The sequence below is a fragment of the Paenibacillus sp. FSL H7-0690 genome (genome assembly GCF_037980415.1).
Classification (GTDB): domain Bacteria; phylum Bacillota; class Bacilli; order Paenibacillales; family Paenibacillaceae; genus Paenibacillus_AQ; species Paenibacillus_AQ odorifer.
Genome location: NZ_CP150281.1, coordinates 6,830,582 through 6,847,561 on the forward strand (window position 1 = coordinate 6,830,582; position 16,980 = coordinate 6,847,561).

Genomic DNA, 16,980 nt, shown 5'->3' on the forward strand with positions numbered 1-16,980 from the left:
TTTAGGGAACAAAAACCGTCTTTACGGTTTCACTCCCAACCACCTTCAAAGAGTTCAATTCATAGCCGATTAACTCATCTATCGCTGCTTCATGCTGACTGAGCTTAACTTTTCTAGTTACTAGTTTCTCCATTTCAGGAGTTTCAGCGGCAAACCGCAAAGCTTCCTCGAACATGTAGCGGTATTCACCTGCTGCTATAATTTTTATTGCATGCTGCACGAATTTGGTAGGGGAAAAGGTGTAGCGATACTTCGCATTAATACCAAAAGGAACGATGCGGCCTCCACGTTCAATCCACTTTTCCGCCATTTCGAGTTGAGTGCCCACCGTATCGATAATCACATCAAACTTATGTCCCGCACAGATTTTGTCTACGGTAGCTTGATTTAATTGGGCAGGGGTTAGAGCAAAATCTGAGATCTCTTTGGCAAAAGCTAGCCGAAAGGGATTAACTTCAGTCGCTACCGTGAGCGCAGATTTCGACTTGCTCACAATTTGGCTTAACAGTCCCATTGGACCCGATCCAAGAATGAGTACCTTGTCGTCTGCTGTGACATTAGCTTCTTTGAAATTGTGCAGTACACAGGCAAGCGGCTCAATCAAAACCCCCGTCTCCCAGCTCATATGATCGGGAAGACGGTGTGCAAACGTTTGTGCAGTTGAGTAAAAAAAAGTGAATGTCCCATTTCGATTCAAACCCGCAATAGGCATCCCATTTCCATCGATGCCCGTACAGAGGTGCGGCTGTTTCTTCAAGCAAAAATAGCATTCATCACAGCTTTGATTCGGATCGATAACTACGCGGTCGCCTACCTTAACACGGTCAACGTTGCTGCCGATTTGGATTACAGTCCCTACTGCCTCATGACCCCAAATGACGCCTGGAACCCCCTCCTCTTTCCCAGTTATGACTGCTAAATCTGTTCCACATACACCTGTCATCTCAATCCGGATCTTGACTTCATCCGGTGCTGCAATCTGCGGCTCTTCCCATTCGCAGAGCTCCAGCTTATGATTGGATGTCCACACCAACGCTTCCATACTCATTCCCCTTTCACTTTTTTGTTATCCATATTCGCCCAGAATATATCATAACTACCATGTAAAAGTAAGGTGAATGTTGTCGAAAAATGTTAATAATTACATTTTTTAATAAACACTCACGAGTAAGCGCTTTAATTTTCTTTCGCTTATTATGCGGAGTGCACTGTCTCAAACGGCAAGTTTAAGGGCCATCCCTTGTGGGATGACCCTTGAATACTATCGTGATCAATCGAGCTCCGCACGGGAATAAATCCCGCATCAACGTCTCCTATTTTGCAGCTTCCGCTTCCAGCCGTGCAATGACCTCTGAGCGGGCTTGATCTGTGAAGCTAAGCACCCCGTTTTCCTGAACGATCAGTCCTTCCCGTATTCGGCCATCCAGCCAATCGCTGATCCAGCCGGGAGCATACCCGCCTTGGCCGAACTCGCCGCCAAAAGCAATCATTTCTTCATATACATCCAGATATTGTTGACGGCTCGTATTTGGATAAGAGCTTGTGTATAGCCAGAACTGCACATCATACATCAGAGTAGAAAGCTCATCCGCATGAAAGGAGAAGTGTCCCTTCTCTTCAACGATTCGGGTACAGACTTTACGGATCTTCTGCTCAAGCTGATCTACTTCAGACACATGGCTGCACAGCTTCGCAAGCAATGGTGAGAATTGGCCTACGGCTACTTTGCGCAAATCCTCCTCTTTATCTTCTTCAGAGGTGTCGTATTCTTCATCACTCACCAGGCCGCGTATAAACGTCTCGAAGTCTGGGGCCAGAAATGTAATCTCATAATTATCTTCCTGATCCACATGAATCACCTCGGGTTCACCGTCCTTCCCGCAATTCCGGTAATCCAGCATCACGACATCATGACCTGCCGAAGGGCAATCGCAAATTACCACGCCAATGTCAGGGTATCCCCACTCCTCAATCATAAACGGACTGCCGAGATCGCCGCAGAGTGAATAGCTTTTCTCACGTCCGATGCCCATAATGCCCGTAATCGCAATATGATCCTCAGCCCATGAGGTCGCATCCTCCGTAGGAAAACAGGTATTATAAGGCACTCCCCCATTGTGCTGCTTCATCAGACTGATATAAGAGGCAGGAAGCTTGTAACCTAGTTCTTCTTCTACAGAAGCAATCAGCTCATCCGTAGGCGGGGCCGAAACATATTCTTTTAGCGCATAATCGCTATCTTTCCAAAATTCGGAGAGGTCCATCCCTTCAAAAGGAGTTGCAGTCGTCCCTGAATCATTATGTTGCTCTCTGATTGCCTGTCTGGCTGCGGCGTGTTGTTCTTTGCGTAGCTTGCGCTGGCTGAATTTCAGAAACATGGCCGTATTCTCATCATCCGGATCGAGGTCATGGGCAATACCCAGCACTCTCACCGCTTCCTCATATCGATTCAAATAATAGTAGGAATATCCCACACGAAAATGCCACAGATAATCATTCTGCCCTTGTTCCGCAATCTTCGCGAAGTGTTCAAGGGCTTCTTCATAACGTTCCAAATTGTTATACGCTCTTGCCAGACTGCTGACCATCTCGTAATCTCTGTCCGCTGGAGGAATCTCCATCAGAGTGTCTACAATCTTCTGGTGTTCATCATCTTCATGCCACTGTGTCAGCTGTGCGATTAGTTCTTTGTCCATGGTCTACCTCCCAAGCTTATAATCAAGTTACTAGAATATAGAGAAATATGGTTTTCCCTATTCTACCAGATGGGATGTAGGTATTGAAAATCGATAATAGAGCCTCACAAAGATTCTTAATTATGGGTACAGCCATATCCCTGAAACCGTCATCACCGCTGGCAGTGCAGCCTCGTCAACCGCTACATTGTCATACCAGCCGCCCACTGCAAGGTTCAGCACCAGATAAAATGACTCGTTAAAGGGCATAACCCCTGGCTCCAAGCAGCGCTCGGCAAAGCAATGTCCGTCTACCACCCATCGAATCGAACTGGCGGTCCATTCCAGTGCATAATCATGAAATTCATTAATAGTTCCGCTTTCAAAATGGTGTGAGAACTCCTCGACGATTTGATGTTCCCAATCCTTTCCGTAGTGCAGTGTTCCGGATATTTGCTGAGGCAAGCGGCCTTTGGCTTCCATGATATCAATCTCGCCGGAAGCTGGCCAAGGTCCGTAAGCCTGTTCCTGCGGAAGCAACCAGATGGCAGGCCAAACCCCTTGCCCCACCGGCAGCTTTGCACGCACAACTAACTTCCCATAGCAAAAGGAAAAATGGTCCTTTGTATCCAAACGAGCCGAGGTATATGCAAAATTACGCCCATCCTTTCCAATGGATTCACTGCGTGCGCACAGATTTAAGCCAAATTCATCGATATACAGATTGCTGGAATGATCCGTGTAATACTGCTGCTCTCCGTTGCCCCAACCTGGGTCTATGGGATTACCCTCATTATCTAACAAGTCATTGCCAAGGCGGATATTCCATAGCTTCAAATCGGCATTTCTATCTAAGAAATTCTGTTCCCATATAGGTTTATTCATCCTTTGCACACTCCCTTCATTTAATCACAGCATACTTAATTTTTGCGGCTGGTCAAACAAATCTAAAAAAATGGGATAGGGTCGATAATCATGGGCTTTTTTTCCTATACGCTTTTTCATACGATGAAATAGAAAGGGGGCACGGAAAATGTTCCAATACAGAACGGAACAAATGAAAGCGCTTTTTAAGCAGTGGCAATTGCAAAGCATGGTTATCCCGGGAATCATCTGGATGTTTATCTTTTGTTATATCCCTATGTTTTGGCTCATTATTGCATTTATGGACTACAGCATCGCCAAACCCTTACTAGAATCACCGTTTGTCGGGCTGAAGCATTTTCAGGATTTTTTGACGGATGAGCGTTTTTGGCGTTCGATTCGCAATACTCTGGGGATGAGCAGCATCAAGCTGGTCCTGGGTTTTCCCATTCCTATCTTGTTTGCCTTGCTGCTGAATGAAATACGGAGTCTTCGATTTAAGCGAACGGTACAAACCATTTCGTACCTGCCGCACTTTATTGCCTGGACGATTTTTGGCGGCATTGCGCTCAATTGGCTGGGCGAGGGCGGTGTGATCAATCAGTTGATGATGGCGATCGGGCTCCAGGAACGCGAAATCCTGTTTAACAGCGACCCTAAGTACTTTTGGTGGATCACCTTTTTTACCGATACGTTAAAAGAAACCGGCTGGAGCGCCATTATCTACATAGCGGCAATATCCGGCATTGATCCGGGGCTGTACGAAGCGGCTGAGCTGGATGGCGCAAACCGGCGGCAACGGATGTGGCATATCACCATTCAGAGCATACGCCCCACCATCGCTATTTTGTTCATCCTCGCTGTCAGCGGGATACTTGGCAGTAACTTTGAGCAGATCTTTATGTTGAAGAACAATATGAACATGAGGATGGCGGAAAGCCTAGACTTGTATATCTACAACATGGGGTTGGTCTCCGGGCGCCATTCCTTCTCAACAGCCGTCCTGTTCGCCCGCTCTATTGTGGCGCTAGGTTTGTTGTTTTTGGCAAATCACACATCCAAAAAACTAACCGGCGACAGCATTTTTTAGAAGGGAGAGGACAGAGGTATGGAAAGACGCAAAAGATTTCGGCAAATTGGAGTATTTGAGGTCTGCAACACCCTGCTGATGCTGGCGGTTTGCTTTTTAACACTGTACCCGATGTGGTTTGTATTCATTAACTCGCTTAATGCGCCGCAGCAGGCATCCCTGGGCACCGTCAACTGGTTTCCCAAGGAATTATCGCTGGCCAGCTATAGCGTTGTGTTCAATGATAAAACAATGATGAACGGTTTTTACATCACCACTCTGCGCACAGTCATCGGGACAGCAACGCATGTGTTGTTTACCGCCATTATTGCTTACGGAATGAGCAAGTCTAATCTAATCGGACGCAAGCTGTATCTTAAAATCGCATTGGTTACGATGCTGTTCTCAGGCGGGCTGATCCCTACATTTATTCTGATGACGAAGCTGGGATTATATGATAATTTTTGGATATTCATCATTCCCTCTATGTACACTTTTTTTAATATGGTCATTTTCATGAGCTTCTTCCGCACCATACCTGACAGCCTGGAGGAATCTGCGAAAGTAGACGGTGCTTCAGACTATGGTGTCCTGTTCAGAATCGTATTGCCCAATAGCATGGCTGTCATTGCGACTATATCGCTTTTTTCAGCCGTTTATCATTGGAATGATTATTACCAGGGGGTCATCTACATCCGTTCGCAGGAATTACTGCCACTACAGACCATGCTGTACAAAATCATTGCGGAGAATTCTATGTCCTTCATGCAGCAGCAAGCTATGGCGCAATTCGGCGCAAGACTTCCCGGCAACTCTATTAAATTTGCATCCATGATGGTGGCCACACTGCCTATTCTGATAGTCTATCCTTTCATTCAACGCTATCTGGTCAAAGGTGTAATGATTGGCGCCATTAAGGGATAAGAGTGTGAGTGTCTAGAAACTGGTATACAAAAATTCAGAAGCAGCAAAGAAAGGATGATTATGTCATGAAACGCAATCTCATTAAGCCGGGGTTGACCCTCGTTCTGGCCGCAAGCCTGATGCTAGGCATAGCCGCGTGTTCCAATTCAGCGAATAGTGAAAATAAGCCAACACCACAGCCTACAGATAGTACACAGCCGCCGCAGAGTGAAGCAAAGCTCAATCCCGATGATCCGGCATGGAAGCTGGATACCAGCCCTGTTGATTTGACCTGGTTCGTAGGTGCTAACTGGTATGCCCACACTTGGGGAGACAGCTTGACCTCCAAGTACGTAACGGAAAAAACAGGCGTAAACATCAAGCTTGAAGTACCTTCTGGTGAAGCGAATGAGCATATTACCCTAATGATGACCTCGGGCAAGCTGCCAGACTTGATATCAATGGGTTCGTGGGAAACCGCTGTCAAAAAGCTGTGGGAAGGCGATCATGTCTACGCCTTAAATGAATTAGCTGACAAGTATGACCCTTACTTCTTCAAGGTGGCCGGGGACGGTACACTGAAGTGGTATCGTCAAGAAAATGGCAATACCTATGGCGTTCCGAATGATTCATATAGCCCCAACCTGATGCATGAAACTGGCATGACGGCCGCCAACCAGACTTTCCTGGTGCGGAAAGATCTGTATGAGGAGATGGGCAGCCCGGACCTTAGCACTCCAGAGGGCTTTCTGAACGCACTGCAACTGGTAAAGGATAAGTACTCCCAATATAAAGGCCAGCCCATCAGTCCCTTTTTTGCACAAGGGAACGTCCCTTACGGGATGACCGAATATCTGCAGAACCTACTGGCCGTACCGCATGAGAAAGACGGAAAAGTATACGACCGCATTACCGATCCCGATTATATTGCCTGGCTTAAAACCTTCCGTACGGCTTACGAGCGCGGGTTGATTAATGTGGATTTCCTGGTGGATTCCGATACTCAGGTAGAGGAAAAAACAAACAACGCCCGCTATTTCATGATGGTCCGCGAGTGGACCGGTATGTCGGCTGTCAATCCTATGCTGGCTGCTAGCGGCAACCCGGACTCTTACTACATCGCAGTCGATGGGCCAAAGAACAGCAAGGGCGATAACCCTAAGTTATTCCCTGGCAACATGGACGGCTGGATGGTGACGATGATTAGCAAATCAACCGAAAACCCTGAACGAGCCATCCGCTTTTTGACCTATCTGGCCAGCGAAGAAGGCCAGCGAGATTTGTTCCTTGGCAAGGAAGGCGAAACATGGGAGATGGTGGATGGCAAGCCGCAACTGAAGCCTGAAATGGTAAAATTACTCGACACTGATATTGAGAAGCTGGAGAAAGAATACGGCATCATGGATACCTATTGGATGATGCGAAACCCTGTAATCGTCAACCAGTGGAGACCGGAGAAATCTCCTGTCATTAAGCAAATGGAAGACTTCGCCAATAAGCAGGCCGATATTGATAGCGGTATCTATAAGGGCTTAGATCCACAGGGCGATTCTGATGTGTCGGTAGCCTGGTCCCGTATTTCGCAAAATTGGGAGGAAGTACTCCCTGAGCTAATTACGGCCAAGAATGAGGCTGAATTTGATAAAATCTTCGACAATTTCCTTGACCGCCGCGAGAATTACAACTTTGGCAAGGTGATGGAATACCGCCAGGCTGAACTGGATGTGCGAAAATCCAAAATGGCAGAGTAATAATGCCCGTATAAAGATTACTGCCGGCCACCGAAAGGTTGGCCGGTATTCCCTTTTTCGCTTCTTTTAACCATTTAACAAAACAGCCTAGTTACCTACCGGGCAGTTTGTAATATATGGTATATTACAAGGGTAGGAGGCTACTTAAATGAAGTATCTGCTGACTAAAATGAAGAAGCTGTACCGTAATTCCCGCATCTCCCAAAAATTGTTTTTGGCCTTTAGCATGATGATTGCCATCCCTGCGATTGTGGTATCCTTTTTATTTATCCGCACACAGGAAAGTCAGCTATACAAGGACGCTATGGCTACCGGCAGCAGTCATGTCTCAAGAATTAACGAACAGCTGCGCAGCAAAATGGGTATTATTGAGAACGCTTCCTCTACTGCGCTGAATCAAAAGGCTTTTGTAGATTTTATTCACTCCAATATGCGCGGGGATGGCCTGCGTCTCGTAAAATTTAGACAAAATCAATTTGAGCAAATGCATAATATCATTCAAAGCTACGAGATGATCAGCGAGCTCAGTTTCTATGTCGATAATCCAAACCTATTTGAGATTTGGCCTGAAATCTATCATTATGACAAGTTCTGGCCGAAGGACTACTGGGTGACACTTCGGGAGGAAGGCGGTGCGGCATACCGCTTATTTGCTTTTAAAGATGGAGAGCATACGCTATCCTATTACCGGCTGGTACGCCTTCAGGGGCAACAGCAGAAGCTCCCTACCATTATGGAAATCCGCGCCCAGCATAGCGTCTTTTTCAGTGACTTGCTTGAGGATAGCGGGGGGGATTTCTTTTCTGTAGTGATGGATGGAGCCGACTCTTCCCGATCGGTATACAATCCTGAGCATATTTTTTCTCAAAATGCCGGTGAAGAATTGGATAAAATTCTAGGCAGCATTCACCAGCGGTTGGATGTGCTGCAGCAGAGTAGCCCCATTAAGGTAAAGGTAGGCGACCATACTTACTACGCGTTATATCGCTACATCGCCCCACTGAACGCCTATGTAGTGGATATTGCCTCTCATCAAGCGCTGATGAAAGGCCCACGAAGTTGGTATTTGCTCGTAGTAGCGATCACATTGTGTGTATTGCTGCTGATGTTACTGCTCGTTTCACATACCACTCGGCGCATTTTCCGCCGGCTCGACAGGGTGCTGGCTTCTATGCGCAAGGTGCGGCAAGGCCAACTGGATGCGAAAATTGATACCGGCCTGGATAAAAACGAAACCGGTGACGAAATCGACGAGGTGGCCGTCAGCTACAATAATATGTTGGACGAAATCAAACATTTGATGACCCAAGTGGTAGATAAGCAGCTGATCGCCAAAAATGCACAGCTGCACTCGCTGCATTCGCAGATCAATTCACACTTTTTATATAACGCGCTGGAATCCATCCGTATGCTCGCGGAGGTTCAGCGACAGCCGGCTATCGCGGAAGCGTTGGTGTCTTTAGGCTCACAACTGCGATACAGCATGCAATGGCGCAGCGATACGGTTGCGCTTAGCGAAGAACTTGCCAACATACACAGCTATGTCCGATTCATAAACTTTATGGAGGATGGCAGCATTGAGTTGACGGCCGATCTCCCGCAGGAGGTACTGCGTTATACAATTCCTAAAATGTGCATGCAGCCCATCGTCGAAAATGCCGTTCATCATGCAGCGCCCTCGGGCGGCAGCGTACGTATCCAAATTACCGTATCGGTAGAAAATGACAGCCTTCTGTTAATTGAGATACGAGATAATGGCGCAGGTGTTGACCCGGAAATGCTGTCCAGTCTGCAGGCTGTGCTGCGGGGCGACTCAGATTCACCGATTGTTACCAGCAAAAACGGACTGGGCTTGGAGAACGTGCATAAGCGCATACAGCTTCATTATGGTAAGGACTGCGGTCTTTGGATTGACAGTGTGCAGGGCGCCTATACTTGTGTAACCATACGTTTACCTTGGGAAAATGTGAATCTTGGAGGATGGTAGGGCATGATCAATATTTTAATTGTGGACGATCAAAAGCACATTCGTGATGGACTGCAGGCTATGCTGCGCCAATTTGCGCTGCAGCTGGACAATATTTACTGTGCCGTAAACGGAATTGAGGCCTTGGATATATTGAGTCAGCACAACATCCAACTGGTGATTACTGATATCAGGATGCCCGATATGGATGGACTGACGCTGATGGCGCAGAGCAAACAGAAGCACATCGAGGTAGATTATCTGATTATTAGCGGCTATAGTGATTTTGCCTATGCTCAAAAGGCCATCGAACTTGGAGCAAAGGGCTACCTGCTCAAACCTGTGAAACGTGAAGATCTGCAAACCGCAGTAGAACATGTAGCGAATGAGATAAAAACACGGCAGACGCTCTCGCGTAATATGGAGCATATCTCGCGCCGCGCCCGGGAGACAGACCGCAAGGAACTGAGTATGTTCATGCAGGGTGCAATGATTGATGAGGCGTGGGTTATCCAGACCCAGCAACAGAATCCAGAGTTGTGGAGTAATTACCGCCTGTGTCTGCTGCGGGAGGAATTATGGATTAACCAACCGGGGGCTGACAGTAGCCACAGCATGGAATCCCTTGCCTACCGTGTGTATGGCAGACGAGGGTGTATATGCCTGCAACACCGCCCGTACCTGATTCTCGCGGTTGATGCGGCCGTAGAAACGGGAGCCTTCCCGGCCGCCCTCAAAGCAGGACAGATAGATGCCATTACTGCCATGACCAGCCCGCAGCAAGGATTGAAGGAGTTGCCCCGCAGCTATACACAAGCGTTGGAGCTCTATCGCCACAGTTACCTGTTTCCAGAGAAGAGCTGCATCTTGCCAACACATATTGAGCGACTGGAGCAGCAGTGGGAGCTTCCCTATGAAGAGTTATATGCCCTGTTCCAGTTAATCGGCACCAAAAACAGCGGTACAATCACCCAAGGCATTTCTATGATATTTCACAAAGATACATTGCAACGCTATCACATCCAATACACACAGCAGCTATGCCGTGCCATTGTACAGATGCTGGAGGAATCTGTACGTGTGATCCGCCCGTACATGGGGGAAGAAGCGCTGGACATCGAATGTTTACGAAATCTATTCGATTATCCGGGTATTCGCGATTATATTCAGGCGCTGCAACAACAGCTGCTTCGGCTGAACCAATTTTATTATGAATATAAGTGCAGCTATCGCAACTCGCAAGATTTGAATGAAGCCATACGCTTTATACACGAAAGCTATCATAAACCCCTGGATCTCGCGATGGTATCGAATCACGTGTCGCTTAATTATGCCTATTTTTCTAACCTGTTCAAAAAAAATATCGGCAAAGGCTTTGCAGAATACTTGCGCGATGTGCGCCTGGATAAAGCCCGGCGGCTACTGGCCGAAACCGATCATAAAATTGTAGAGGTAGCCACCATGGTAGGGTATGAAAGCTACAAAAGTTTTACACGATCCTTTCGGGATGTCATGGATATGCAGCCCACAGAATATCGGCAAATGATGCGCCGGAAGCACGACAGCGGGGAAAAGTACCGTGACACAGCGCTATAAATAATCAAAAGCCAAAAAATTGGGTTAGAACAAAAATAATTGTACCTTTTAGCTGATTATTATATTCGATAGAATAGAGATGTCCCTAAATGTAAGCGGTTTCGTTTCTTCATTATTTTATTAAAGGAGGGCAAGTATGAAACGACTTTACAATACGGAGAGTGGTTTTAAGCAGAAGGTATTTAGTTTGTTCTTAGCAGTAGTACTGTTAGCTGGGGTTGGCCTATTGCCGACTTCAAAGGTGCAGGCAGCAGGAACCACAGTTACCTCTATGTCTTACTTTTCAGCAGCAGACGGTCCTGTCATCTCAAAATCAGGGGTTGGGCAAGCTAGCTATGGTTTCGTCATGCCTACATTTAATGGGGGCTCTGCCACCTGGAATGATGTTTCCGATGACGTCGGTGTAAAAGTAAAAGTTGCTGGAAACTGGGTGGATATTGACAATGCAGGCGGCTATACCTACAACCAAAACTGGGGACACTGGAGCGACGGTGGCTTGAATGGCTATTGGTTCACTCTCTCCGCAACAACGGAGATTCAGCTATTCTCCAAGGCTAATGGAGTTACACTTGATTACACCCTGGTATTTCAAAACATAAACAAAACGACCATTACTGCTATGGCCCCTACACAAGGGCCGCAGATTACAGCAGGATTTACAGGAAGTGCAGGCTTTACTTATCCTACCTTCAACAATGATCCGGCCGTTACCTATGAAGCCGTAGCTGAAGATCTGAAGGTATATGTAAAACCTGTAAGCAGCAGTACATGGATTGATATTGACAATAATGCAGCCAGCGGCTGGATCTACGATAACAACTTCGGACAATTCACCGAAGGCGGCGGTGGCTACTGGTTCACCGTAACAGAGTCTATCAACGTCAAGTTAGAATCGAAAACCTCAACGGCTAACGTCGTTTATACCCTCACCTTTAATAAACCTGTAAGAAATTCATATGTCTTAACACCTTATGAGGGAACGACCTTTACCGCAGATGCAAAAGGTGTAATAGGTGTCCCGCTACCCAAAATTGATGGGGGCGCTCCAATAGGCACTGAGCTAGGAAATTACGTTTACCAAATTAACATCAACGGACAATGGGTTGCTATGAGTGATTCCAGCCAAAGCGGATTTGTATACGCCGGCAATGGCTATAACAACATGTCCGATGCCAACCAGTGGGGCTATTGGGCTGACTATATCTATGGGCTTTGGTTCCAGCCCGTCCAAGAGGATGTGCAAATCCGTATTGGCTATCCATTAAATGGACAGGCGGGCGGAAGTGTCGGCAACAATTACGTCAACTATACCTTTATCGGTAATCCAGATGCCCCACGTCCGGATGTATCCGATCATGATGACATTGCCATCGGAACACCAAACGACCCGGCGATAGAGGACATGAATCTCATTTGGCAGGATGAATTTAACGGAACAGCGCTCGATACGAGCAAATGGAGCTACGAACAAGGTTATTATATTACTGACGATCCGAATAGCTGGGGCTGGGGCAACGCGGAACTGCAGCACTATACAGACAGTACACAAAATGTATTTGTACAGGACGGAAAGCTGAATATCAGAGCTTTGAACGATTCAAAATCCTTTCCACAGGACCCAAGCCGGTATGCCCAGTACTCATCCGGCAAGATTAACACCAAAGATCACTTGTCCTTCCAGTACGGCAGAGTAGATATTCGTGCTAAGCTGCCTACAGGTAACGGCGTTTGGCCAGCACTTTGGATGCTTCCGGAAGATGCCGCTTATGGAGCGTGGGCAGCATCCGGAGAAATTGATATTATGGAAGCCAAAGGACGCTTGCCCGGCACGACCAGCGGGGCCATACACTTTGGCGGACAATGGCCTGTAAACAGATATATTGCTGGTGAATATCACTTCCCTGAAGGCCAGACCTTCGCCAATGATTATCATGTGTACTCCATGATCTGGGAAGAAGATAATATGAAGTGGTATGTGGACGGCAAGTTCTTCTTTAAAGTCAGTAGAGATCAATGGTATTCCGTAGCTGCACCTAACAATCCGAACGCCCCATTCGATCAACCCTTCTACATCATTATGAATCTGGCGATCGGCGGGCACTTCGACAGCGGCCATACCCCAGATCCGTCGGATATTCCTGCAACAATGCAAGTGGATTATGTTCGTGTCTATAAAGAAGGCAACAGCGAGAATCCGGTAAACGTGCCGGTTACCGGTATTTCTCTGAATCAAACCACTGCGCAGGTGGAGGTCGGACAGACTGTGCAGTTGAACGCCAATATTGCCCCGTCTAATGCAACCAATAAGCAGGTCACTTGGACCGTATCAGGTACCAGCGTCGCTTCCGTGAATCCGAACGGTCTCGTGACGGGACTCACTCCAGGCACAACAACCGTAACGGCTACAACAGCCGACGGCAATAAAACAGCCCTCTCCACCATCACTGTTGTACCGGCATCATCATCCGATGTTATCATCGTCGGCGATGAGGTGCGGGGTCTGAAGAAAATAGGCGACGACCTGCTGTTCTATGTGAACGGCGCAACCTTTGCCGACTTACACTATAAGCTAAATAACGGTGGGCAGCTAAACGTAGCCATGACCCCGGCAGGGAACGGTAACTATACCTACCCTGTAAATCACCTGCAACACGGGGATACCATCGAGTACTCCTTCACCTATAATCCGGGACAAGGGGCTGTCGATTCCCCAACGCTCTCGTATATCCATGGGGTAACCCAAGGAACACCAGAATAAAGTAGTTGAACCCTAAGCAACTGCATGAACACGAATAAGCGAGGAGGAAGTGTTGAAGCTTCCCTCTCGCCTATTTTGTTGTTTCTACCGTGCTGCAGGTCTTCTCGGTGGAAGCTCGGCTAGCTAGCCTCATGATTATGGGCCGTCAGTTCATCACCTGACGCTTTCCGGACCTTCGCTCGCTTGCCTAAATTAACGCGTCGAAATGACCCTCCGCGTCCACCGTCGCCGTCCGGGGATCAGTCAGGCCGATGCCCTTGAGGCCTCCCTTTCCTTCATTTCCCCAAAGGGGGAGGTGATCCTGAAGCGGAGAAGCCGGCACAAAATTTACGGAGGTGCTGCTCCCGCTTTTCTGTACCAGTTGGGACTCCAGCAGCCGGATTTGCCGCTGCAGCTGCTCCCGGCGATAAGGCGTCTGCATCTCACTTCCTTGTGCCGCATTCACTTTATCCAGTTCCATCATCAGCCGGTTTCGCTGTTTCTCCAGAGAACTGACATCACTCTGTGTACCGCCGTAGGCCGCAATGGTCTGTACGGAGCTGATGCCTGATACTGTCTGTGCCGCCATGATCTTTCCCCCCGTTTCCTTGGCTCCCAATCCAAAATCAGCCAAATTTGAAAGTTCTAATCATCTTTATTACCCGGCAGATCCCGTCATGACAACATCACAGCCTCAATTGGAAAATAATCGTCGTATAGTCTCAGTCGGCCGCTTGTTTCAACCCTACCAAAGACCCACCGAAGGCTGGCTAAAGTCCCTTCAGAGCTCCCTTACTCGTCCTTCAACCGCCGCTGATACAAAATGACAGACACTACTGTTAGTACAACCGTCCATGCCAAATTAATGAGGAGAGGTTTCAATACATCGCCCGTCGTATAACCTGTATTGCTTAGACCCAGCAGATGCACAAGCTGACTGCTTGGCATGTAATCCAGCACTTTGAAGACCGGATAATTCTTCACTAGTACTTCTCCCCACGGTGCCCCCATAAATATGAACGCCACAGGGAGTATAGATAATGAGGCTTCAAGCAACGTCTTAGAGAATAAACCGCAGATCGTCCCGGCTGCAGTGTACAGAATAATCGAAAGAATGATTACTGCCACAAACGCCCATATATTAGCTGGCTCATAGCCAAATAATAATGTGGAAATAGCGAGAACAACAACAGACATGACAAAGACCAAACTGCTTTTACCGATTAGTACATCCATGGTCGTAGCCGGTGTCATCATTAATGACCGTAAAGTGTTACGCTCCTTCTCTTCCGCAATCAAGCAGGCTTGTGCGAAACATGTTAGCAATACAAACGAACTATTAAAAAGAAAACCGCTGGCTCCAGGTAAAGACGCACCTGCCCTCTTGAAAATCAGAGCGATAATAATAGGAAAAATCAGCATAATGGACAGCGCGTAGTTACGTGAAAACTCTTTGTAATCCTTCACAAATATCGCCCGGGCACGTTTGTATGAGATACTCATAGTAGCTCACTTCCTGTCATTTTAATAAAAATATCACCTAGACTTGGTTCTTTCGTCTCTAACCGGTCAATTAGCCCCCGTTTCATCCAATCCGCGATTTGATCAGCCGTCCCCTCATCGATCGGGAGCTCGTAGGTTTCCCCATTGATTAAGTCCACACAAATTACGTTCTCCCGGTGCTGCCGCTTAAGTTCCTTTGGTGAGCCTATGGTTTGGATTTGTCCCTGATACAGAATCGCTACACGGTTGCATATCAATTCTGCTTCAGACATATCATGCGTAGTCAGAAAAATCGTTGTTCCTTTCTCATTTAAGTAGCGTAAGCCCTTATAAATATGTGCTGTGTTTACCGGATCTAAAGCCGAAGTTGGTTCATCCAGAAATAATAATTCCGGCTCATGGATAATCGCGCATGCCAGCATGACACGCTGACGCATCCCTTTGGATAAGAGGTTGGCTTTCTTTTTGCGCTCTCCGCTTAAGTTTACAAACTGCAGCACCTTGTCGACCGCAGATTTGGGAAGATCATATAGCTTACGATACAGCTCCAGATTTTCCTCAATACTTAACCTCTCATATAGACCACTGTTATCCGTCAAAATGCCAAAACGCATCTTCTGAGCAGACTGCTGCATCATCTCCGCTGGCTGATCAAATACACTTGCCTGTCCACTTGTCGGATTTAATTGTGCCGTTAAAATCTTGATTAATGTTGTTTTGCCTGAGCCACTCGGTCCAAGGAAACCAAAAATTTCACCCTTAGGAATTGAAAAAGAAACATCTGCTAACGCATCTTTTTCTCCAAATCTCTTACGGATACGTTCTACCCGAATAACATTCATTAACTCCACATCCTTAGTGTTGATGGCTTAAACATATACAGATTACATGCTTCCTGCCATCAAAACGCGCCGAAATGTAGCTGTAAGCGCCTGAATGGTACCCTTTAAATGTTAAGAAGAGCTTTTAATTCAGACAATTTTGAACGGGATAACGGAACCACGGCATCTTGACCTGTATTTAATCGCAAGCTGTAGCTATTTTTCGTCCATGTAATAATCTCTCTTACTTTTTGCAGATTAACAATATAGGATCGGTGACACCTAAAAAAACCGAAATTTAATAATCTCTGCTCGAGCTCGGTCAGCGTCAGCGCACAGTCATAATTTTCACCGCCCACATGAACAAGGATTGACCCCTCTACACTTTCTATAAAATCAATTTCAGGCGGATTAAATAAAATCACTTTGTCATTTCTTTTGGTAGATATCTTCTGCAAGGTTATATTGGCCTCGTCTTGTTTCTGTACTTCCTGCTTATCCTCGTCGAAGTCCCGAATATCCAATGGATGAAATCCCGATTCGTTCAACCGATAAATGGCATCACAGGAAATAAGGGCATCCTCTAAATTCGAAGTTAAAATTAAAATCTGCTTTTCTTGTGAAAGATCATCAAGAATCCGTTTGAGTTGACGACAATCTTGCTCTTCCAAGTAAAAATAGGGTTCCTCCAGTACAAGTGTAGGCTGATGCGCAAAAAATACACGCAGCAATGTCACATACATTCTTTTCGATGAGCTTAGATCCTTGATCTTTACCTTCCGTTCTTCCTTTAAAGCAAAATAATCTATCAACGAAGCGGCACGCTCATACCTCTCCGTTATTCTGATTAGAAAAGTGATTAGTTCCTCCACCGATAAACGCATATACTCGTTTTGCCCAGCCCGAAATAAATAATATTGGGAATGATCACCTAATTGATTCATTAAAAGCTGCTTTCGCTTCAAGTCCGTTATGATGCCAACCGATTGGTTCGGTGTCATATTTAATTCGATCTTCGGTAGAAATAATTCCCCATTATAATAAATTGGTTGAAATTGCATGCCATCCTCCCGGTCATTTAATGCAAATATTAGT

At 46.7% G+C, this 16,980-nt stretch carries 13 protein-coding genes; 6 read left to right on the forward strand and 7 right to left on the reverse strand.

The window, feature by feature from the left end; all coding sequences use genetic code 11:
• Nucleotide 1: 1 nt before the first annotated feature.
• From MHI32_RS30080 to MHI32_RS30090, 3 genes are all read right to left on the reverse strand, one after another.
• Nucleotides 2–1,042: an alcohol dehydrogenase catalytic domain-containing protein gene (locus MHI32_RS30080; RefSeq protein WP_340011649.1), complete on the reverse strand. Its 1,041-nt coding sequence runs from the start codon at nt 1,040–1,042 to the stop codon at nt 2–4.
• A 271-nt stretch (nt 1,043–1,313) separates the two neighbouring features.
• Nucleotides 1,314–2,696 carry an SMI1/KNR4 family protein gene (locus MHI32_RS30085; protein WP_076303515.1) on the reverse strand — a complete coding sequence of 461 codons (1,383 nt, stop codon included), beginning with the start codon at nt 2,694–2,696 and terminating at the stop codon, nt 1,314–1,316.
• A gap of 120 nt (nt 2,697–2,816) precedes the next feature.
• Nucleotides 2,817–3,560, reverse strand: a complete 744-nt coding sequence (locus MHI32_RS30090; RefSeq protein ID WP_076220285.1) for a glycoside hydrolase family 16 protein — start codon at nt 3,558–3,560, stop codon at nt 2,817–2,819.
• A gap of 148 nt (nt 3,561–3,708) precedes the next feature.
• Between MHI32_RS30090 and MHI32_RS30095 the strand changes: the two genes are divergently transcribed.
• From MHI32_RS30095 to MHI32_RS30120, 6 genes are all read left to right on the forward strand, one after another.
• Complete coding sequence (locus tag MHI32_RS30095) at nt 3,709–4,629, forward strand: ABC transporter permease subunit (protein WP_076124267.1); 921 nt, start codon at nt 3,709–3,711, stop codon at nt 4,627–4,629.
• 18 nt (nt 4,630–4,647) lie between these two features.
• Entirely contained in the window at nt 4,648–5,532 is an 885-nt protein-coding gene (locus MHI32_RS30100) for a carbohydrate ABC transporter permease (RefSeq protein WP_038573901.1), read from the forward strand.
• Between the two features lie 8 nt (nt 5,533–5,540).
• Nucleotides 5,541–7,262: an extracellular solute-binding protein gene (locus MHI32_RS30105; RefSeq protein ID WP_139332112.1), complete on the forward strand. Its 1,722-nt coding sequence runs from the start codon at nt 5,541–5,543 to the stop codon at nt 7,260–7,262.
• Nucleotides 7,263–7,410: 148 nt separating this feature from the next.
• Nucleotides 7,411–9,249: a histidine kinase gene (locus MHI32_RS30110; RefSeq protein ID WP_340011655.1), complete on the forward strand. Its 1,839-nt coding sequence runs from the start codon at nt 7,411–7,413 to the stop codon at nt 9,247–9,249.
• A gap of 3 nt (nt 9,250–9,252) precedes the next feature.
• Nucleotides 9,253–10,824, forward strand: a complete 1,572-nt coding sequence (locus tag MHI32_RS30115; RefSeq protein ID WP_076124273.1) for a response regulator — start codon at nt 9,253–9,255, stop codon at nt 10,822–10,824.
• 136 nt (nt 10,825–10,960) lie between these two features.
• Complete coding sequence (locus MHI32_RS30120; RefSeq protein WP_339245538.1) at nt 10,961–13,582, forward strand: family 16 glycosylhydrolase; 2,622 nt, start codon at nt 10,961–10,963, stop codon at nt 13,580–13,582.
• A 187-nt stretch (nt 13,583–13,769) separates the two neighbouring features.
• Here the strand turns inward: MHI32_RS30120 and MHI32_RS30125 are convergent, their stop codons facing one another.
• The 4 genes from MHI32_RS30125 to MHI32_RS30140 form a co-directional block, all read right to left on the reverse strand.
• Entirely contained in the window at nt 13,770–14,150 is a 381-nt protein-coding gene (locus MHI32_RS30125) for a FlxA-like family protein (protein ID WP_038573907.1), read from the reverse strand.
• A gap of 203 nt (nt 14,151–14,353) precedes the next feature.
• Nucleotides 14,354–15,064 (reverse strand): ABC transporter permease, encoded by a 711-nt coding sequence (locus MHI32_RS30130; protein WP_339245540.1) that lies wholly within the window; start codon nt 15,062–15,064, stop codon nt 14,354–14,356.
• Entirely contained in the window at nt 15,061–15,906 is an 846-nt protein-coding gene (locus MHI32_RS30135; protein ID WP_076274868.1) for an ABC transporter ATP-binding protein, read from the reverse strand. Before MHI32_RS30135 ends, MHI32_RS30130 begins: the two co-directional genes overlap by 4 nt.
• 104 nt (nt 15,907–16,010) lie before the next feature.
• Nucleotides 16,011–16,946, reverse strand: a complete 936-nt coding sequence (locus MHI32_RS30140) for a LytTR family transcriptional regulator DNA-binding domain-containing protein (RefSeq protein WP_340011658.1) — start codon at nt 16,944–16,946, stop codon at nt 16,011–16,013.
• Nucleotides 16,947–16,980: the final 34 nt, after the last annotated feature.